At 60.2% G+C, this 19,486-nt stretch carries 17 protein-coding genes; 8 read left to right on the top strand and 9 right to left on the bottom strand.

What is annotated here, in order from left to right:
• Positions 1–16 precede the first annotated feature (16 nt).
• A complete protein-coding gene (locus tag J2T09_RS09625; protein WP_306833672.1) occupies positions 17–646 on the top strand; it encodes a L,D-transpeptidase in 630 nt (209 codons plus the stop codon).
• A 28-nt stretch (positions 647–674) separates the two neighbouring features.
• On the opposite strand, the gene J2T09_RS09620 is transcribed toward J2T09_RS09625, so the two are convergent.
• The 8 genes from J2T09_RS09620 to J2T09_RS09585 all read right to left on the bottom strand — a co-directional run bounded on the left by J2T09_RS09620 (position 675) and on the right by J2T09_RS09585 (position 10,004).
• A complete protein-coding gene (locus tag J2T09_RS09620; RefSeq protein WP_306833670.1) occupies positions 675–2,747 on the bottom strand; it encodes an SUMF1/EgtB/PvdO family nonheme iron enzyme in 2,073 nt (690 codons plus the stop codon).
• Positions 2,744–3,127 (bottom strand): VOC family protein, encoded by a 384-nt coding sequence (locus J2T09_RS09615; protein WP_306833669.1) that lies wholly within the window; start codon positions 3,125–3,127, stop codon positions 2,744–2,746. The genes J2T09_RS09620 and J2T09_RS09615 overlap by 4 nt, the downstream gene beginning before the upstream one ends.
• A 12-nt stretch (positions 3,128–3,139) precedes the next feature.
• Positions 3,140–4,525 (bottom strand): ABC transporter substrate-binding protein, encoded by a 1,386-nt coding sequence (locus J2T09_RS09610; protein WP_306833667.1) that lies wholly within the window; start codon positions 4,523–4,525, stop codon positions 3,140–3,142.
• A gap of 10 nt (positions 4,526–4,535) precedes the next feature.
• Entirely contained in the window at positions 4,536–5,375 is an 840-nt protein-coding gene (locus J2T09_RS09605) for an ABC transporter permease (protein WP_306833665.1), read from the bottom strand.
• A gap of 2 nt (positions 5,376–5,377) precedes the next feature.
• Positions 5,378–6,388 (bottom strand): ABC transporter permease, encoded by a 1,011-nt coding sequence (locus J2T09_RS09600; protein WP_306833663.1) that lies wholly within the window; start codon positions 6,386–6,388, stop codon positions 5,378–5,380.
• Between the two features lie 126 nt (positions 6,389–6,514).
• Positions 6,515–8,077, bottom strand: a complete 1,563-nt coding sequence (locus J2T09_RS09595) for an ABC transporter substrate-binding protein (RefSeq protein ID WP_306833661.1) — start codon at positions 8,075–8,077, stop codon at positions 6,515–6,517.
• Between the two features lie 227 nt (positions 8,078–8,304).
• Entirely contained in the window at positions 8,305–9,162 is an 858-nt protein-coding gene (locus tag J2T09_RS09590) for a sulfurtransferase (RefSeq protein WP_306833659.1), read from the bottom strand.
• A gap of 140 nt (positions 9,163–9,302) precedes the next feature.
• Positions 9,303–10,004 carry a GntR family transcriptional regulator gene (locus tag J2T09_RS09585; RefSeq protein ID WP_306833657.1) on the bottom strand — a complete coding sequence of 234 codons (702 nt, stop codon included), beginning with the start codon at positions 10,002–10,004 and terminating at the stop codon, positions 9,303–9,305.
• A gap of 212 nt (positions 10,005–10,216) precedes the next feature.
• Between J2T09_RS09585 and J2T09_RS09580 the strand changes: the two genes are divergently transcribed.
• The 7 genes from J2T09_RS09580 to J2T09_RS09550 all read left to right on the top strand — a co-directional run bounded on the left by J2T09_RS09580 (position 10,217) and on the right by J2T09_RS09550 (position 17,956).
• Positions 10,217–10,894, top strand: a complete 678-nt coding sequence (locus J2T09_RS09580) for an aspartate/glutamate racemase family protein (RefSeq protein ID WP_306833655.1) — start codon at positions 10,217–10,219, stop codon at positions 10,892–10,894.
• Positions 10,895–10,905: 11 nt separating this feature from the next.
• Positions 10,906–12,270 (top strand): dihydroorotase, encoded by a 1,365-nt coding sequence (locus tag J2T09_RS09575; protein WP_306833653.1) that lies wholly within the window; start codon positions 10,906–10,908, stop codon positions 12,268–12,270.
• A gap of 12 nt (positions 12,271–12,282) precedes the next feature.
• Entirely contained in the window at positions 12,283–13,209 is a 927-nt protein-coding gene (locus tag J2T09_RS09570; RefSeq protein ID WP_306833650.1) for a dihydrodipicolinate synthase family protein, read from the top strand.
• Positions 13,209–13,967 (top strand): SDR family oxidoreductase, encoded by a 759-nt coding sequence (locus J2T09_RS09565; protein ID WP_306833648.1) that lies wholly within the window; start codon positions 13,209–13,211, stop codon positions 13,965–13,967. Before J2T09_RS09570 ends, J2T09_RS09565 begins: the two co-directional genes overlap by 1 nt.
• A 5-nt stretch (positions 13,968–13,972) precedes the next feature.
• On the top strand, positions 13,973–15,121 hold the full coding sequence (locus J2T09_RS09560) for a MalY/PatB family protein (RefSeq protein WP_306833646.1): 1,149 nt from the start codon (positions 13,973–13,975) through the stop codon (positions 15,119–15,121).
• A 547-nt stretch (positions 15,122–15,668) separates the two neighbouring features.
• Positions 15,669–16,370 (top strand): carbonic anhydrase, encoded by a 702-nt coding sequence (locus J2T09_RS09555; RefSeq protein WP_306833644.1) that lies wholly within the window; start codon positions 15,669–15,671, stop codon positions 16,368–16,370.
• Positions 16,371–16,375: 5 nt separating this feature from the next.
• Positions 16,376–17,956 (top strand): SulP family inorganic anion transporter, encoded by a 1,581-nt coding sequence (locus tag J2T09_RS09550; RefSeq protein ID WP_306833642.1) that lies wholly within the window; start codon positions 16,376–16,378, stop codon positions 17,954–17,956.
• A gap of 78 nt (positions 17,957–18,034) precedes the next feature.
• Here J2T09_RS09550 and J2T09_RS09545 read toward each other — a convergent pair whose 3' ends face one another.
• Positions 18,035–19,480 carry an NAD(P)(+) transhydrogenase (Re/Si-specific) subunit beta gene (locus J2T09_RS09545; RefSeq protein WP_306833641.1) on the bottom strand — a complete coding sequence of 482 codons (1,446 nt, stop codon included), beginning with the start codon at positions 19,478–19,480 and terminating at the stop codon, positions 18,035–18,037.
• Positions 19,481–19,486 lie beyond the last annotated feature (6 nt).

The raw sequence follows: 19,486 nt of genomic DNA, 5'->3' as shown, positions 1-19,486 counted from the left end.
GTGAGGACGACAGGCGATGCCGCACCCATATTCCAACCGCTTCCGCACCCTGACGGCTCTAATGCTGCTGGCCGCGGCCCCCGCCGTTGCGCAATCTGGTCCCCGTCCCGCTTTCGATGAAGGTTATATCGACTTCCTGTTCTCGCCGACACGACCGGGCGCTTCATCGCCCTCCGGCCCAACGGCACATCACCGCGAAAATGCCGACCGCAGCACGCGCCAGCGCATCAACTACCGCAGCAACGAGGCCGCCGGCACGATCCTGATCGATACGGCTGCGCGCCGTCTCTACCTGATCGAGGCGAACGGTTTTGCCCAGAGTTATCAGGTCGGCGTCGGCAAGGAAGGGTATGGCTGGCACGGAACCGAACGTATCAGCGCCAAGCGCGAATGGCCGGACTGGCGCCCGCCGGCCGACATGCTGGCGCGCCGCCCCGATCTGCCCCGCCATATGGTCGGCGGTCCGGACAACCCGCTCGGCGCCCGCGCGCTTTATCTGGGCGATACGCTCTACCGCATCCACGGCTCCAATGAGCCGGAAACGGTCGGCACGGCTGCCTCTTCCGGCTGTTTTCGCATGACCAATACGGATGTGATCGATCTCTACCAGCGCGTCGGAGTTGGCGCGAAGGTACGGGTGTTTTAAACGCTACGTCGGTAGAGAGCGCGACATATCAGTCGCGTACCTTCGCAACGACGATACGAAAGCCGTTGCCGCGCCAGAAACCGTTGGGCTCAAGGCTGCCGCGATAGGTGCAGTTGGCCTTGAGCTTGCCGCTGGAAAAACAGCCGCCGCGCAAAACCCGACGGATCGAAGGCGCGGCATCCAGTGCCTCGCGCCCATCATCCGCATAGGGATAGGTGAAGCTCGGCGTCCCCATATCGTCGCCCCAGAGGGTCGTGCCCCATTCCCATACCTGACCGGCCATATCGTAACAGCCGTAAGGCGAGCGCCCTTTCGGAAAAAGGCCGACCGTGCAGGTATTGTTGAAACCCGCCTCTTCCGAATTGGCGGCATCATCGATCCACTGGGATCCCCATGGATAAACGATCACCTCGTCGCCGGCATCCGGCTGGTCACCGCGTGCGGCGCGTTCCCATTCCGGTTCGGTCGGCAGACGCACGACCTCATCGACGGCGATGCGTCCCTCGCCCCTCCAGCAGGTCGTCAGCCATTCGCAATAGGCGCGCGCATCATGCCATGTCAGATCGGTTGCCGGCGCGTTTTGCCGGTCTGCCGCAAATCCGTCCGGGCTGCGCCAGAGGCGGTCTGCCTCGCGAATGAAGGCGCCGTAAGCGGCGTTGGTCACCGGATAAAGTCCGATGCGAAAACCTTCGACCGCTACCGCGTTCGGCGGCGATGAATTCGGGTGCGTGTTCGAGCCGAAGGTGAACACGCCACCCGGCACCTCGGCCAGCGCCTCAAGATCGCGCGGATCGCCCCAGACAGACAACGTGCGCCCCGCCTTTTCACGCTCCGGCGCCGACAGGAGGCCATCGGTGACAATCGCCAGCAGATGCGAGCCGATCTTTTCGCGAAGCGGATCACCCGCCGCGACCAGATCAGCGGCCAGCAGCGCACCGCGCAACATGCCTTCGCCGTCACCGGCAATCAGTGCCTCGATCAGGTCACGGGCGGCATCCGTGCCGGAGAGCCGGGCGCTCAGGCTTTTCAGCACCGGGGCCCAGAGAGCGGCGTCAAGCCGGAAATGCTCGACGGCCATGTCGGCGGGTTTGCCGACCAGATGTCTTGCTGCCAGCAACTGGCGCACACGCGTCACCGGCAGGATCGTCGGATCGTCTTCCTCGGCGGCCAGCGCATCAAAGGCAAGACCGCACAGAAACCCGTCCATCCCGGCTTCCGTCGAAAGCTTTTTCAGCCAGCTGTCCGTCAGTGCTTCGGCAATTTGACCGGCATCGCCACCATTCAGCGCCATCACGAACTGCGCCGGATTGGCCGCCGCATCGCCAAGCGCAATGCCGTTCGTTTCCAGATCAATCTCCGCAAGACGCAGGGCCAGTTCGCGGCGCTGCACCTTGAGAAGCGGCAGCAGATCGTGGCGCACAAGCGCCGCCGGAAGCGCCCAGCTTTTGACTGCGGAGATTTCGCCCAGCATCAGCAGCCTTATACGCGGGTAACGCGCCTTGAAGGCCAGTGCGTCATTGATGAGGGCAAGGCCGTCGGCACCGGCAACCTCGATGCCATCGAGGATCAGAAGCAGGCTCGCATCGGCCTCGGCCCAGCTCGGCGTCGCCAAAGCCGCCTCGGTTCCCGGCAACACGTCTTCCACCAGTTCGGCCAAAGCCTTGCCGGCGGTTACCGGCACATGCAGAGGCAGGACATTTTCGAGCGTCCAGTTTTCCGCATGCACCGATCCGAGATCGTTGCGCGCCAACAGCTTTTCCGCGGGGCCGCCCTCAGCCAGCGAAAATGCCAGATGTTTCGCAAAACTCGTCTTGCCGCTGCCGGTCTCGCCAACCAGCACAAGAGCGTCGTTATCGCGCACCATTTCCAGCGCCGAAAAATATTCGGCCGGTTCAGCTTCAGCCTGTTCGGTCAGCTTGCGCAGAGCCTTGGCCGCCTTGTCCTCGAAGCTGAAGTTCACCAGCAGCGGCGCATAACCGCTGGCCAGATCGGCGATTCCGCCGCCGGGCAGAGGCATAAACGGCGCCGCGCCATATTCGCGGGCTATGGCAAACAGCGTGTCGCGCAGCGCAAAGGCGGCGCTCTTGGTATCGGTACTCATTGAAACAGCTTTGCGACATCCGGGTTGTGAAAACGCTGGATCTCGATGGCATAACCGGCCGGATCTTCAAAGAAGAAATGTTCGCAGAATTTTCCGCGGAGCATCTCGGACTGCCCTTTGACGCCGGCCGCCTTCAGCTTGGCATGCCAGCCTTCGACATCCTGCGAGACGATGGTCAGCAGGACCGCGCTCTTTTCCTGATGTTTCAGATGGCCGCGATTGCCATCGACAATGCCGAAATAGCAGTTCGGAGCGATGCGATAGATACGCGCCATCGTCTGGTCGAGCACCAGTTCGAAACCGAGGACGTCCTCATAGAAGGGCACGACGGCGTGGATGTCGTCGTAATAGAAGAAGGTGATCGAGTAGTCTTTTTCCATGACGGAGGTTCCTCAGAAAATGTTGAGCGTGCCCTTGTGGTCGATCGACAGGCCGACCGTGCCCTTGGCCGCGGCAAAGACATCGACCGGATGCACGAGGTAAAGCCAGGGCGGGTTGCGGTGAAGCCGGGTCAGGCAGCGGGCATAGGCGGTTTCGCGGCTCGCATCATCCACGGCCTGATTGGCGGCGCGGATCAGTGCCTCGGTCTCCGCATCATCATACCCCTGCCACCAGACAGCTTTGGTCTCGCTGGAAATCTTGTCGTTGAGAATGCGGTACGTGCTGTGCGGCGAACTGTCGAAAATGGCCATGTCGCCCATGTCCTTGCGACCGATCTGGCGGGCGTATTCCGGCCGGTCCAGCTCCGTTTCCACCTCGACCTTCAGGCCGACAGCCTCAAGCGAAGCCGCAACGAACCGGCTCACTTCAGGTGCCCTCTCCGGCATGAAGGTCGGCGTGCGCAGCTTTATCGTGTTGCGGGTATCGACCGTGTCGAGCAGGCGTTTTGCCCGGTCCTGATCATAGGCGATCGGCTCAAGTCCGGCCTTGGCGGCACCGAGATGAAACGGGCTGACGATGGTCGAGGACGGCACGGCCAGACCATGAAAGATGTCTTGCGCAATCGCAGCCGTATCGACGGCGTGGTTGACCGCCAACCGCGCATCGGCCGAGCGGAAAATGCCGGCGCTGCAATTGAGGTAATACATGACGGACAGCGTATTGACCGCCCTGCCCCAATCAAACGTTTCGTCAAAGGACAGCCGGCTCTCGACACGCTCAAGATTGAGCGCCGCATCGACCTCGCCTGCCTTCAACTGCATATAACGCGCATCGGCCTGTTTTTCAGCCAGTGCCACGATACGCTCCGGCCCGGAAATGGCCGCGACACGCTCCAGAACCGCGCGTTTTTGCGGTTCGAACTCCGCGACACGGTACCGACCGGTGCCGAGGATCGGTCGATCGAATGCATCCAGACGGCAGATGTAGAATTCGGAAAAGATATCGAGAATATCGGCAATCGGCTGCGGGTTTTCGACCCGCACCGTGCCGGCAGCTTCGGCGATGACCCGCGCATTTTTCAGATAACGCGCATAGGACCATTTCATGCCAAACGTATCGACGGCATCGAGAATGCCTTCGATAAAGCCCGTGATGTCATCCGCCGTGCAGGATTTTCCGTCATGAAACGTGGCACCCTCGCGGATGAAGAACCGCCATTGGCGCCCATCCGGCGAATGGGTCCAGCGTTCGAACAAAGCCGGTTTCACGAAACCGTTTTCCCATTTCAGCAGCGGTTCGAACACGAGGTTCTTCAGCGTCAGTACGCTGGTATCGTCCGTCACTCGCGTCGGCGGCAGAAAGTCCACCTTTTCGAGGCTGATGGTCAGTGTACTCATGACCATCCCCTCAACGCAATTCGCTGCGGCGGCGCGGGTTCATCCAGTCCGCCAGTGAATCGCCGATCAGGTTGAAGGAAAGGACGGCGAGCAGGATCGCCATGCCCGGAGAAAGCGCCACCCAGGCGGCACTGCGGACATATTGAAGGTTGGATGACACATCCGCTCCCCATTCCGATAGCGGCGGCTGCGCGCCAAGCCCGAGAAAACCGAGGCTTGCCGTCTGCAGGATGGCGCTGCCGAGCGCCAGCGTCGATTGCACCAGAAGCGGGCCGAGCCCGTTGATGAAGACATACCGCAGCAGGATGCGATGCGTCGGCAGGCCGAGCGAGATCGCCGCTTCGACATAAGGCTTGACCGAGATGCTGAGCGCCTGGCTGCGGGCCACACGGGCGAACTGCGGCGCCAGTGTGATGGCGACGGCCAGCATGGCATTCTGCAGGCTCGGCCCGAAAGCGGCTGCGAGCGCAATCGCCAGAACCAGCGCCGGGAAAGCCAGAATGGCATCGACGATGCGCATGATCACATTGTCGATCCAGCCGCCGGCAAAACCGGCCAGCATGCCGAAAAACACCCCGACCACAAAGGCGATGGCAACGACGCCGACACCGATCGTCAGCGTGGCACGACCGCCATACATGATGCGGGTCAGCACATCACGGCCAAAGGCATCCGTGCCGAGCCAATGCGCAAAACTCGGGCCTTCCAGCTTGTGCAGGATATCGAGCTTGGTCGGCGTATAGGGCGAGATCGATGGACCGATGGTGATCAGGCCGACCAGAACAAGAAGAATGACGAGGCCGACGACCGCGAGCGTATTGTGACGGAGAAAGGTGATGATTTCGCGCATGGTCACTTCATCCTGTGGCGGACGCGCGGATCGAGCACGCCGTAAAGGACATCGACGATGATCGAGGTCAGCACGAACATCAGCGCAAAGACGAGCGTCGTGCCCTGTATCACCGGATAGTCACGGTTCTTGATCGCTTCGAACATGTAACGGCCGATGCCCGGCCAGGCAAAAATCGTCTCGGTCAGAATGGCGCCGCCGAGCATTTCCGCAAATTTCAGGCCGATGACGGTGATGGCCGGCAACAGCGAATTGCGCAGGCCATGGTTCAGCACGACATCGGAATTGTGCAGGCCCTTGGCGCGAGCGGTGCGGATAAAATCCTCGCCCATGACATCGAGCATGGTGTTGCGCACGAAACGGCCGAGCGTGGCCGCAAGAAAGGCGGCAAGTACTGCGGTCGGCAGGATCAGGTGCTGAACGGCGCTCCAGGCGGCGTAAAGATTGCCGGTGATGATGCCGTCGAGAATGGCAAAACCGGTGACCGGCTGCACCGTCATGAAGGAACTCATCCGGCCCGATACCGGCAACCAGCCCAGCATCGTGCCAAACACAAGCTGCAGGATCAGCGCCAGCAGAAAGGCCGGCATGGAGACGCCGATCAACGAACCGACACGGGTGACATGGTCGAACAACGAATTGGGACGCACGGCGGACAGAACGCCGAGCGGAATGCCGAAAATGATCGCGACGATGACGGCGCAGACGGACAGTTCGATCGTGGCCGGCAGACGCGTGAGGATTTCGTTAGCCACCGGCAGGCCGGTCTTGAGCGAGAAGCCGAAATCACCCTGCAGCAGACCGAGAACGTAATGGAGGAATTGCAGCACGACCGGCTGGTCGAGATCAAGCTGGGCACGCAGCGCATCGATCTGACCTTGCGTGGCGCCCGGGCCAAGCAATGTTACGGCCGGATCACCGGGGATCATCCGCACCAGCGAAAAGACGATCACCAGCACGATCGCCATGACGGGTATCAGCGCGATCAATCGACGTAGGATGAAACTCGCCATGCCTCTCAATCAACCTTTACTCAAGCACTCGAAACAACCGGCAGCGGCTTTAACATGCCACATGGCCGGCGATGCGATGATGGGGCGGCCGGTATCACGCCAGCCGCCCGCGACCCGGGAGGATCATCACTTCTTGTAGACGGACCAGTATTCGTTGAGCGGCGGCGCGCTGTTGACGACGAGGCCCTCGACATTGGCACGCGCGAAGACGATCAGCTTCGGGCTGAACAGATAGGCACCGGGAACGCGCTTGGCGATCTCTTCCTGGATCTGGAAATAGAGCTGCTTGCGGGCTTCCATATCCGGTGTCTGCTGGGCCTTCAGGATCAGGTCGTCGAGCGCCTTGTCTTCCGGCATGCGGAAGGTCATCGCCGTGTTGGCAAGCGAAGACAGATAACCGATGGTGATGTGGGCGTCGGGATCATTATACCAAGGCTGGCGACCATCGAGCGCGACATCGAACTGACCGGAAGTCTGCAACGCGCGCAGTGCCGGGAATTCCGTCTGTTCGATCGTGGCATTGACGCCGATATCAGCAAGGTTCGCCTGCACGAAGGTGGCGACAGCGCCCCAGAGCGGCCCCTGAAAGCTGTAGAGCTTCAGGTTCAGGCTGGACGGATCGACCTTGGCTTCCTCGAGCAGTTTCTTGGCCAGCTCGACATCATATTTTGGCGCCAGTTCCTTCATTTTCGGATTGAAGGCCCAGCTGTTGCTGGTCAATGGGCCGTAGACTCGTTCGGCCGTACCGCCGAACACGCCTTCCAGCAGACCGTCGTAATCGATGGCATGGGCAACCGCCTGGCGCACCTTCACGTCGGCAAAGGGGCCATCCGTCTTGCTGTTGTTGAATTCCAGCTGGCGGATGATCTGGCTTGAGGTTTCGAGAACCTTGACGTCCTTGTTTTCCTTCAGCGCGCCGATGTCTTCTGCAGCGATCGCCGAAAGCTGGCCCTGCTGCTGGACGATGTCCACGCCACCGCTTTCAAGCTCCAGACGGCGGGTCGAGGCATCCGGAATGACGCGGTAGATGATGGTCGACAGTTTTGGCGCACCACGGAAATAATCCGGGTTGGCTTCGAGCACGACATTGGTATCGGCCTGTGCACTCTTGAACACGAACGGACCGGTACCGACGGGATTGGCGGCGAACTTGTCACCGTATTTTTCGACGGCCGTCGGGCTGACGATGGCCGATTGCGGCTGCGCGAGGATGGACAGGAAGGCAGGATAAGCCGCCGTCAGCGTGATCTTGACCTCGGTCGGGGAAACGACCGTGATATCCTTTATCAGGTCGAAAGTCGCCTTGACGTAGGAGTTGCTGGCCTTGGTGCGCTCCAGCGAAAATTTCACAGCAGCCGCATCAAATGCCGTGCCGTCCTGGAATTTTACGCCTTCGCGCAATTGAAAGGTGAATTCCTTGCCGTCATCCGAAACCTTCCAGTTATTGGCAAGACGACCTTCAAGCTTGGTGAAATCGGGCGCGGTCCAGGCAACCAGCGTATCGAAGACATTGAGAATGATTTCGCTGCCGATCGGCTCGGCCTTGTTTGTGCCCGGCTCGAGACTGACCGGATCCGATGGAACCGCGACAACCAGCGTCTTCTGCTGATCCGCGTTCTGAGCAAGCGCCCCGCCCGCCACGAACGGCAAGGCAACCATTGCCGCTGCAAAACCCTTCCAGAAATTCATTCCACGACCCTTTCGTCGTCTGGCAGGCCTGCGGCCCGTTCCCGATTATCAGCATTCCCCAGGTCTTTTCGCCTGATATACTACGAAATATATCAACGCATGAAGACGCTGTAAAGCTATCCTGATCTGCGTTTGAACAGGCGGAATATTCGTATAAATTTTGTGCAGAATGCGGAAATTTGTGCTGCTTTGTTGCGCCGCAGCGCAACATATAGGCCATCGCTCAACTATACGGGATCGGCACCGGTAATGACAGGTCGCGAAGGATCGCTGACCCAGGCAGACCAAGAGCCGGGATACATGGCAGCATCGACACCGATGGATGCCAGCGCCAGCACCGTGTGAGCGGCAGACATGCCCGCACCGCAGTAAACGCCAACAGCCGTTTTGCCATCCACGCCGTGAGCGCGATACATTTCCTTCAAGGTCGCGGCATCGGTAAAGTTGCCGTAATCAGTGACATTATCCGGCGCGGGCGCACTGATCGCATAGGGAATGTGGCCGCGCGGCGGCTGATCCGGCTTATGCGGTCCGCCGATATAATTCGGGCGAATGCGCGCATCCAGCAGCACCCCCTTCTTGCCCAGAGCGAGAGCGCTATCAGCGTCGAGTTCCGGCATATGTCCGGGCGACAGATCGATTTCGCTCGGCGAAACCTCAGACACCTTGTCGGTCGTCGGCAGACCAGCCGCGACCCATGCCGGGAAACCGCCATCAAGAACACGAACATCCGGCAGGCCCGCCCATTTCAGAACCCACCATGCCCTTGCCGCCGTCATGCTCCGATCGCCATCATAGACGACGATCGTGCTTTCGGAGCGCAGCCCCCAGCGGCGGGCACTCTCCTGCAAATCCGCGATTTTCGGCAGGGGCCGCTGACCACCCTCAAACGTCGCGGGCGACTGGAAATCGGTATAGGCTTGGGTGTCGATCGCGCCTTCGATTCGACGCCCGGTAAACGTCGGCTGCCCGGTGTAGGGATTGATCGAATGGACGGCAAGGACAGTCACATCAGCACCGGTACGGCGCATCTCGTCCAGTTCAACCGGGGTCAGAAGTGTATTCCTGCGGATTGCAGCGGGCATCGGCACGGACTCTCAAAGTGGGAAACCGGACACGCATCCTGATCCACACACGAGCGATTGGCAACAATAATATCTTACGTAGTATATCACAATTTTAGAACACACGGAGACGACGCGTGAGACGCACGTCCAACCTATGTCTAGATGGTCAAGCCGGAATGGGCATTGGCGACCAGAGACGCAATCAGACCCTTGCGGGTATTCTCATTGTGCTCGATCATCGCCTGACTGGCCTTTTCGCTATCACGCGCGCGGAGAAACCCGAGAATGCGATGGTGATCATCATTGGTTTCCGGATTGATGTCACGAAACTGGGTGCCCATGTAGAAAAGGCGCGCACATTCTTCCAGATGGCTTGCCACCAGCGTGTGCAGGCGTGGATTGCGTGATCCGCGCGCAATCGCCAGATGGAATTCGCCATTGGCATTGATGAATGTTTTGGTGCTGACATCCTCGCCAACGACATAGCTGGCGTTGGCCAGTTGGTCGAGTTGATCGAGATCCTCTGCCGTGAGGTTTTTCGCGGCCAATGCCGCCGCCGTGCCTTCCAGCACGCCACGCACCGCAAAAAGATCGTTCATATCCTTCAGCGTAACCGGCGTAACCCGATAACCACGGCGTGGATAGGCTTCCATGAAACCTTCGACACACAGGCGCGCCAGCGCCTCTCGCACCGGCGTCTTGCTCATCTGCAACTGCTCGGCCAATTCGGGCTCCGACACTTCCATGCCCGGCGCCAGTTCACCGATGATGACCTTGTCACGCAGGTAGAAATAGGCCTGTTCCGTCAACGATTTTCCGCGTCGGGCACCCACCGCCGCAGTCTCTTCCGCCTTGCTCAAATCTCATCCCCTTCACCCGCACGGGGCTGTATCATTGCACCAGTCTATCGCATGGCGCGAGTGGAATTCTACCGGCAAAGAGGCGACCCGACCACTCCCGCACAAGATTGCGACAAACGACTTTGACAGCCCCTGATGCGTAATATACTACGTGGTATATCTATTTTGCGCAATGTCTTCAGGATCGCGCGGAAGCGCGCGCAGGTGCTTTCTTGTCCCATATTCTCGTCATAAACCCCAATAGCTCCGCCTCCGTCACCCGCTCCATGGAGGCGTGCCTCGATCCGGTCATCGAAGCGACCGACCATCTGATCGAATGTGTCGAGCTTGCTAAGTCACCTCCCGGCATCGAGACCGATGCGCATGTGGAACAGGTCATTCCGAACATTCTGGAAGCCGTCGCGGCCTCCAATGCGGATGCCTTCGTCCTCTCCTGTTTCTCCGATCCCGGCATTGCCAGCGTGCGACAACTGGTCGACCGCCCGGTTCTCGGCATTGCCGAATCCGCCTATCTGGCAGCACTCGGCCTTGGTACACGCTTCGGCATCGTTTCGCTTGGCCAGTCCTCCATCGATCGACACCTGCGTTATCTGCAGACATTGAAACTCGACGGTCGCCTCGCCGGCGATCGTTCAATCAACAAGACGGTCGTCGAACTGATGGCCACCGATGTCGTAGAAACCGTTTCCCGCACGGCCCGCCTGCTGCGGGACGAGGATGGCGCCGATGTCGTCATTCTCGGCTGCGCCGGCCTTGGCTCCTATCGGCAGGCGCTGCAGCAAAACCTCGGCATCCCCGTCATCGATCCTGTTCAGGCCGGCGTATCGCTTGCCTGCTCGCAACTCGACCTCGCTTATGGCACTGCCCGCCGCCTCGGCACGGCCCATTGAAGGACGTCACAATGACATTCGACCTCATCATCCGCGGCACCGCCGTCCTGCCGGAAGGCCCGCTTGAAAATGCCTGGATCGCCGTCAAAGGTGGAAAAATCGCGGCCATCGGCAGCGGTGACGCGCCGCAAGCCACAGAAACCTTCGATGCCGGCGACGACCTGATCATTCCGGGCGTCATCGACGGTCAGACACATGCCTGCTCCTATGGCGGACTGCCGGGCATCCGTTCGACCACGCGTTCCGCCATCGCCGGCGGCATCACCACGATTGTCGACATGCCTTACGACAATCCCGATCCGCTCAACACCGTCGCCCGCCTGGACGACAAGGTCGCCGCCATCCGCGAACATGCGCATTCCAACGTCGCGCTTTACGGCACGATCATGCCGGGCCAGACGACCGCGGATATCGAGCCGCTGATCGAGGCCGGAGTCGTTGCCTTCAAGATTTCCACCTTCGAAAGCAGCCCGACCCGCTTTCCGCGCATCGCATCCGAACAGATCCTTGCGACTTTCAACGCACTTGCCGACAGCGTCATTCCGCTCGGCGTGCACAATGAGGATCAGGAAATCGTGCGCGCCTATATCGCTGCTGCCAAGGCAGCGGGTCGCGACGGTATCGAGGCGCATTCGTCCAGCCGCCCGCCGGCCGCCGAACTGGCAGCAACCGCGCAGTTTCTCGAACTCGGTGCCGCCGCCGAAGCGCATGCCCATATCGTCCATCTGACGACGGCACGCGGTTTCCAGTTGGTCGACAACTATCTCGCCGACGGTTTTCGCGCCACCGGCGAGCTTTGCGTCCATTACCTGTGGTTCGATCCGGACAAGGACGGCGCCGAACTCGGCGCAAAAATGAAGGTCAACCCGCCGATCCGCCCCGGCCAGATCGATGCTTTGTGGGAAGAAATTCTTGCCGGCCGTGTCGCTTTCGTCTCGTCCGACCATTCTTCCTGGCCGATCGACAACAAGTTCACGCCGTCGATTTTTGAGGCCGGTGCCGGTGTGCCGGGTCTCGAAACGCTGCTGCCGGCCTTTTACACGGCCGCCGATAAACGCGGCCTCGACGCAGCAGAACTCACCGTGGAACAACTTTGCGAACGTCCTGCGAAATTCTTCGGCCTCTGGCCTGAAAAAGGCGCGATCCGCGTCGGTGCAGATGCCGACCTCGCTATCCTGTCGCAAAAGGCGCAGGTCTGGGATTCGTCGAAAGCCCATGACGAACTCAACTGGAGCCCGTTCGACGGTCGAAAATTCTCGATCACCGTTGCCCGTACCTATCTCGCCGGCAAGCTGGCCTTTGACGGCGCGCAAGTCACCAATCAGCCCGGTTCCGGCCAATATGTGCCGCGCGGCTCTTCCCACTGGTTCGAATAAGGATTTTTGCTCATGGCTCTCATCACTTCCGAAACGAAGGGCGTTTTTGTCATCGCCTGCACGCCGTTCACGGATAATGGCGCGCTCGACACCGCCAGCGTCGATAGCATGGTCGATTTCTATTACGAAAAGGGTGCGGACGGCCTGACCATTCTGGGCATGATGGGTGAAGCACCCAAGCTGACCCAGGCGGAATCCATCGAGGTCACGAAACTGACCCTGACACGTTCCGGCGACAAGCCTGTCGTGGTCGGCGTCTCCGCTCCCGGTCTTGCCGCCATCGGCGAACTGACCAAGGCGGTCATGGATCTGGGCGCCGCCGGCGTCATGGTCGCGCCGCCATCTTCGCTGCGCACCGATGACCAGATCATCGCCTATTATCGCAACGTCGTTGAAACCGTCGGCAAGGACGTGCCCGTCGTTTTGCAGGATTTTCCGCTGGTCACCGGCGTGCAGATCTCGACAAAGGTTCTCGGCACCATCTTTGAAGAACATCCTTCGATCGTCATGCTCAAGCACGAGGACTGGCCGGGCCTGCAAAAGATTTCCGACCTGCGCGATGCCGAAGCCAAGGGCCGCCGCCGCACGTCCATTCTCTGCGGCAATGCCGGAGCGTTCATCACGGAAGAAATGCAGCGCGGTGCAGACGGCGCCATGACCGGTTTTGCCTATCCCGAAATGATGGTGGATGTCGTGCGCCTCAGCGGCGAAGGCAAGTTCGACGAAGCGCAGGATATCTTTGACGCCTACCTGCCGCTGGTGCGTTACGAGCAGCAGCCGGGCCTCGGTCTTGCGGTGCGCAAATACGTGCTGGCCAAGCGCGGCGCCATTGCAAGTGCTGCCCAGCGACGTCCAGGGGCGGCGCTCAATGCGCTCGCGATCAAGGAAGTCGAAAAACTCATCGCAAGACAGACAGCAAAGCTTGAGGCCCTCAACTAATGGATTTCCAGATTTCCGGTAAGACCGCACTCGTTCTCGGTGCCAGCCGCGGCCTTGGCGCCGCAATCGCCAAAAGCCTCGCCGCCGAAGGCGTCAAGGTTTTTGCAGCAGCCCGCAGCGCCGACAAGATCGAGGCATCCGCCAGCATCACCCCCATCGCCGTCGATTTGTCCGACAAGGCCTCGGTCGCCGCGTTGATTGAGACGCTGAAGCAACAGGGCGGCGTCGATATTCTCGTCAACAATTCCGGTGGCCCGAAGGCCGGCCCGGCTGTCGGCCAGACCTCGGAAAGCTGGACGGCCGCCTTCGAAATGATGGCGACATCGATCTTTGCCGTTACCAACGCCATGCTGGAAGGCATGATCGCCAAAAAATGGGGCCGCATCATCACCATCGGTTCGTCCGGCGTGGAACAGCCGATCGCCAATCTGGCGCTGTCGAATGGCGTGCGTGCTGCCGTTGCCGGCTGGTCGAAGACGCTGGCATCGGAAGTGGCCACACACGGCATCACGGTCAACATGATCCTGCCCGGCCGCATCGATACCGATCGCGTGCGCGAACTGGATGGCATCAAAGCCAAGAACAGCGGCGCCAGCGTCGAAGCCGTGCAGGAAGCCTCGCGCAACGACATTCCGACCGGTCGTTACGGACGCCCCGAAGAGTTTGCAGCTGTTGCAACATTCCTCGCTAGCAGCCAGGCCAGTTACGTTACGGGCTCGTCCATCCGCGTTGATGGCGGGATGATCAAGGGGCTTTGACAGGCATGACCGATTTCGACGCCGTACATGACCGCCGGGGCACCGGCAGTTCCAAATGGAGCAAATATCCGGACAACATTTTGCCCATGTGGGTGGCCGACATGGATTTTCCGGCAGCCCCGGAAATCGTTGCGGCGATCAGCAACCGGCTGCAGCATCCGCTGCTCGGTTACGGCGTCGCCAAAGAGGAGCTGCGCGAAAAAATCGTTGCCGACATGCAGGCCAAATATGGCTGGACGATTTCTGCTGAGGAGATCGTCTTCCTGCCCGGCGTCGAACCCGGCTTCAACATGGCGCTCAAGGCTATGCTCCAGCCAGGCGATGGCCTGACCGTGCAGACGCCTGTCTACCGACCGATCCTCAACGCTGCCGGACATTGGGGCCTCGTTCGCCATGACGCGGCACTGCGTCCGACGGATGCGGGCTGGGTGATGGACGAAGACATTCTGGCATCGGCGCTCTCGAAATCGAAGGCGCTTTTGCTCTGCAATCCGCAAAACCCGACCGGCAAGGTGTTTTCAGCCGACGAATTGCGGACGATTGCGAGCCTTTGCGAAAAGAACGATGCACTGATCATCTCTGACGAGATTCATTGCGACCTTCTGTTCGACGGCCGCCGCCATATCCCGATAGCCACGCTTTCCGACGCAGTCGCCGATCGCACCATCACGCTGATGGCAGCCAGCAAGACCTACAACATCGCCGGCCTCAAGACGGCATTTGCAATCATCAGAAACAAGACGATCCGCGAAAAATTCGCTGCATCCCGGCTCGGCATGGTCGACAGCGTCAATATTCTCGGCCTTGAAGCGACACTAGCTGCCTTTACCAGTGCTGATCGCTGGAAGACGGAGATGCTGGCCTATATCGCGGCCAATCGCGATTATCTTTCGACGGAAGTGGCAAGGCGTTTTCCGGCCATCAAGCTGATCAAGGCGGATGCAACCTTCCTTGCCTGGCTCGATTGCAGCGCCCTTGGCCTGAAACCCGATCCGCAGGCGTTCTTTCTGGAGCATGGCCAGGTCGGCTTCAGCGCCGGAGCGGAATTCGGAGAGGATTACGGACAATATATCCGGGTCAACTTCGGCTGCCCGCGTTGCCTGCTTGAGGAAGGCCTTGATCGCATGCAGTCCGCTTTCGACAAGACGAACTGACACCGGCCGCGGCGCTATATCCGGGATCACCGATCTCGACGGCGCCGCCGCTCCCCACCTGCCCGCGCCCCGGAAACAGTCCGGGCATCAGCCGGCCGATACACAAAGCGCCCTTTCGCGTCAGTTACTGATGCCCCTCCAGGCTGGCAGGCTTCAATATTCCGACCCCCCGCCCCTCTCCAAAACATGTCTTGCAGACAGCTTTGCACCACCCAGAATTGGCGCGAATATCGCGGCGCAACACACGATTTCAGCCGTGTGATTTTTCCCGAGCGATCACGATTTTGTGATCGCGCCATTTCCTATTTAGCGACTCTCAACCGCTAGCCTTTTGACAAACAACAATTTTCTGACAGTCACTCAAAAAGGTATTTTTACGGTAAAATCGATTTATCGCGATTATCCCTCACAATTTTATCCCACGCATGTCAGCCAGCTGTCATTTTCGTCCCGCTAATTTTGCACTGCGAAATGATCGCTCCACCAAACCCGCCGGACAACAGGAGTGGCCTCCGCGCCATCCTGTCCGGCCAATGAGGATACGACCATGGGCGACCTTCTGAAAGGTATCTCCAGTTTTCGCGGCGCCGTTTTTCCGGATCACTCGGCGCTATACCGCAAGCTTGCGCATGAGGGACAATCGCCGCAGGCGCTGATGATTTCCTGCGCCGACAGCCGCGTCATGCCGGAAACCATTACCCAGTCCGGCCCCGGCGAACTGTTCGTCTGCCGCAATGCCGGCAACATCGTGCCTCCGTTCCAGACCATGAATGGCGGCGTGTCTTCGGCTATCGAATATGCGGTCGTGGCGTTAGGCGTGCGTGATATCATCATCTGTGGTCATTCGGATTGTGGCGCCATGAAGGGCCTTTGCCATCCCGACCTCCTGGAAAAGATGCCGAATGTCGCCGGCTGGTTGAAACATAGCCATGCGGCGCATTCGATCGTCTGCGAGGCCTATCCGCCGACCATGGACGAGAAGGAAAAGATCCGCGCCGTCGCCATGGAAAACGTCGTGGTCCAGCTCGACCACCTGCGCACCCATCCGTCCGTTGCGGCAAAACTCGCCAAAAGCGAAGTGACACTGCACGGCTGGTTCTTCGACATCGAGACGGGTGACGTGCTGGTCTATGACGGTGTCGCCGCCCGCTTCACCGAGATCAGTGATCATCAGGCCCTGCCGGTTGCCGTTAAGGGTCGCGGCGTGCCGCATGTGATCCCGGCGACGGCGCAGATAGCGGCGGAGTAAGACAGATGGCGAGTGACAACACCATCCAGAACGCACCGCCCGCATCCGGGCGATCTTCATCCACCTTCGCGGCTGATTTCGCATCCTCGGTCGTGGTCTTCCTTGTCGCCATTCCGCTCTGCCTCGGCATTGCAGTGGCGTCAGGTGTTCCAGTGGCCATGGGCCTCATTTCCGGCATTGTCGGCGGCCTTGTGGTCGGTGCCATTGCCGGTTCGCCATTGCAGGTCTCCGGACCTGCGGCGGGTCTCGCCGTCATCGTTTTCGGTTTTGTCGAGCAATATGGCGTGGCGGCTCTTGGTCCGGTTCTCGTCGCCGCCGGCGCGATCCAGATTTTGGCCGGTTTTCTGCGCATCGGTTCGTGGTTCCGTGCCATCTCTCCGGCTGTCGTCCATGGCATGCTGGCGGGCATCGGCATTCTGATCATCCTCGGCCAGATCCACGTCCTGATGGATTCCAAGCCGGCGGCCGGCGGCATCCAGAATGTCGTCGCCATCGAAGGCAGTGTCGAAAAGCTCTGGCATGACGGCATCACCAACCAGACACTGGCGTTGATGGTGGGTGTGGCCTCGCTGCTGGCAATGATCGGCTGGGAAAAGTTTCGCCCGGCCAAACTGAAGCTAGTTCCGGGCGCGCTGATCGGCGTTGCTTTCGGCACCCTGTTGGCCGTTGGTTTCGCCTTGCCGATCGCCCGTGTCGACCTGCCGGCGTCGCTGCTGGATGGCATTTCCATCCCCGGCGCGGGTGATTTCATGCGCCTTGCAGAGCCGGGCATCCTCATCACCGTTCTGGTTATCGCCGTGATCGCCAGCGCCGAGACGCTGCTGTCGGCCGCCGCCGTGGATCGCATGCATGATGGTGAGCGCACCAAGTACAACAAGGAACTGTTTGCGCAAGGGATCGGCAATGGCATCTGCGGCATGCTCGGTGCCTTGCCGATCACCGGTGTGATCGTGCGTTCCTCGGCCAATATCCAGGCCGGTGCGAAAACCCGTCTTTCGGCAGTCATGCATGGCGTCTGGGTTCTGGCTCTGGTGGCGCTGCTGCCTCAGCTTCTCGGCGTTGTGCCGTTGACCGCGCTGGCCGCCGTGTTGCTGGTGACCGGCTGGCGTCTGGTGAGCCTGCATCATGTGCGCCACCTGTTCGACCATCATGGCTGGGTACCGGTCGGTATCTGGTTTGCAACGGTCTCGCTTGTCGTAACGCAGGACCTGCTGATCGGCGTCGGTGTCGGCCTTGCCCTGTCGATTGCGGAAATCGTGCCTTACCTTCGCCGTCGCCTGCATATCGAGACGGAAGAGAGCGAAGACGAGATCTATCTCAACCTGACGGGTGCGGCGACTGCCAAGAGCATTCCGGCGCTGCTGAACCTGCTCGAAAAGCTGCCGGCCAGCCAGCCGGTGCGGCTGACTGCGCCGGACCTGCACTATCTCGACCATACCTGCGCCGAGACGATCAGCGAATGGGTGCAGCGCGAGACGCGGGCCGGGCGCCGGGTACTTGTCGAATACGCATCGTCCGAAAAGTCCGAGCGACATCACCGTGTCGACCCACAGCTGCGGCGGTTCTGCGCTGAAGCAGCAGCCTGAGACGACCATCATTCACACAGGCAAAAGGGCCGGAGCATCACTGCTCCGGCCCTTTGTTTTTGCGGGATTATTTCCTGATCACTTGATCATTGGCAGAAGTTCGGAGACCGACTTCTTGGCATCGCCATAGAACATCCGCGTATTCTCCTTGTAGAAGAGCGGGTTCTCGATGCCGGAATAACCGGTGCCCTGGCCGCGCTTCGAGACGAACACCTGCTTGGCCCTCCACACCTGTAGAACCGGCATGCCGGCGATCGGCGAATTCGGGTCTTCTTCGGCGGCCGGATTGACGATGTCGTTGGAGCCGATGACGATAACGACGTCCGTGTTCGGGAAATCGTCGTTGATCTCGTCCATCTCGAGCACGATGTCGTAAGGCACCTTGGCTTCAGCCAAGAGTACGTTCATGTGGCCCGGCAGACGGCCGGCGACCGGATGGATGGCGAAACGCACTTCCTTGCCACTCGCGCGCAGCTTGCGGGTCAGTTCTGAAACGGCCTGTTGTGCCTGCGCGACAGCCATGCCGTAGCCCGGAACGATGACGACCGAGTCAGCGTCGTTCAGCGCATTGGCCACACCTTCGGCATCGATGGCGATCTGTTCGCCTTCGATTTCCATGGCCGGACCGGTTGTGCCACCGAAACCGCCGAGGATGACCGAGACAAAGGAGCGGTTCATCGCCTTGCACATGATGTAGGACAGGATGGCACCGGACGAACCGACCAGCGCGCCGGTGACGATCAGCAGATCGTTGCCGAGCGTGAAGCCGATGGCAGCCGCTGCCCAGCCGGAATAGCTGTTCAGCATCGATACCACGACCGGCATGTCGGCGCCGCCGATGCCCATGATCAGGTGGTAACCGATGAAGAAGGCCAAGAGCGTCATCAGGATCAGCGTCCAGACGCCCGAACCATTGGCGTACATGATCAGCAGGATGAGCGACAGGATAGCCGCGCCCGCGTTCAGGAAATGACCGCCGGGCAGTTTCTTCGCCTTGCCGTCGACCTTGCCGGCGAGCTTGCCGAAGGCAACGACCGAACCGGTGAAGGTGACCGCACCGATGAAGACGCCGAGGAAAACTTCGACATTCATGATGGCGAGTTCGACCGGGGTTTTGTGGGCGAGAATGGCGGAAAAGCCTTCCAGCGTTGCGCGGGTCGCTTCATCCATACCGCCGACACGCCATGCTTCGATATGGGCGTTGTACCCGATGAAGACGGCGGCGAGGCCGACGAAGGAGTGAAGGGCTGCCACAAGCTGCGGCATTTCCGTCATCTGCACGCGGGCAGCGACGTAATAGCCCATGACGGAGCCACCGGCGATCATCAGAAGAATGATGAGCCAGTTGCCGAAACCGCCCGGAACCTGCGGGCCGAGGATGGTGGCGACAACGGCGAGCGCCATGCCGACAATGCCGTACCAGACGGCGCGCTTGGCGCTTTCCTGACCGGAAAGGCCGCCGAGCGAAAGAATGAAAAGAACAGCCGCGGAAATGTAGGCGGCGGAAACGATACCGATCGTCATAATGTT

This window comes from Neorhizobium huautlense, assembly GCF_030811685.1.
In the GTDB taxonomy this organism is placed as follows: Bacteria; Pseudomonadota; Alphaproteobacteria; order Rhizobiales; family Rhizobiaceae; genus Neorhizobium; species Neorhizobium huautlense_A.
The sequence above is the reverse complement of the archived record's forward strand: the minus strand, read 5'-3'. Positions and strand labels throughout refer to the sequence as shown.

What these genes read in the sequence shown, in the direction of transcription:
- J2T09_RS09555 (WP_306833644.1), top strand. Translation starts at nt 15,669, where the DNA reads ATGGGCGACCTTCTGAAAGGTATCTCCAGTTTTCGCGGCGCCGTTTTT.
- J2T09_RS09590 (WP_306833659.1), bottom strand. Translation starts at nt 9,162, where the DNA reads ATGCCCGCTGCAATCCGCAGGAATACACTTCTGACCCCGGTTGAACTG.
- J2T09_RS09620 (WP_306833670.1), bottom strand. Translation starts at nt 2,747, where the DNA reads ATGAGTACCGATACCAAGAGCGCCGCCTTTGCGCTGCGCGACACGCTG.
- J2T09_RS09610 (WP_306833667.1), bottom strand. Translation starts at nt 4,525, where the DNA reads ATGAGTACACTGACCATCAGCCTCGAAAAGGTGGACTTTCTGCCGCCG.
- J2T09_RS09605 (WP_306833665.1), bottom strand. Translation starts at nt 5,375, where the DNA reads ATGCGCGAAATCATCACCTTTCTCCGTCACAATACGCTCGCGGTCGTC.
- J2T09_RS09600 (WP_306833663.1), bottom strand. Translation starts at nt 6,388, where the DNA reads ATGGCGAGTTTCATCCTACGTCGATTGATCGCGCTGATACCCGTCATG.
- J2T09_RS09545 (WP_306833641.1), bottom strand. Translation starts at nt 19,480, where the DNA reads ATGACGATCGGTATCGTTTCCGCCGCCTACATTTCCGCGGCTGTTCTT.
- J2T09_RS09550 (WP_306833642.1), top strand. Translation starts at nt 16,376, where the DNA reads ATGGCGAGTGACAACACCATCCAGAACGCACCGCCCGCATCCGGGCGA.
- J2T09_RS09595 (WP_306833661.1), bottom strand. Translation starts at nt 8,077, where the DNA reads ATGAATTTCTGGAAGGGTTTTGCAGCGGCAATGGTTGCCTTGCCGTTC.
- J2T09_RS09565 (WP_306833648.1), top strand. Translation starts at nt 13,209, where the DNA reads ATGGATTTCCAGATTTCCGGTAAGACCGCACTCGTTCTCGGTGCCAGC.
- J2T09_RS09560 (WP_306833646.1), top strand. Translation starts at nt 13,973, where the DNA reads ATGACCGATTTCGACGCCGTACATGACCGCCGGGGCACCGGCAGTTCC.
- J2T09_RS09615 (WP_306833669.1), bottom strand. Translation starts at nt 3,127, where the DNA reads ATGGAAAAAGACTACTCGATCACCTTCTTCTATTACGACGACATCCAC.
- J2T09_RS09570 (WP_306833650.1), top strand. Translation starts at nt 12,283, where the DNA reads ATGGCTCTCATCACTTCCGAAACGAAGGGCGTTTTTGTCATCGCCTGC.
- J2T09_RS09625 (WP_306833672.1), top strand. Translation starts at nt 17, where the DNA reads ATGCCGCACCCATATTCCAACCGCTTCCGCACCCTGACGGCTCTAATG.
- J2T09_RS09575 (WP_306833653.1), top strand. Translation starts at nt 10,906, where the DNA reads ATGACATTCGACCTCATCATCCGCGGCACCGCCGTCCTGCCGGAAGGC.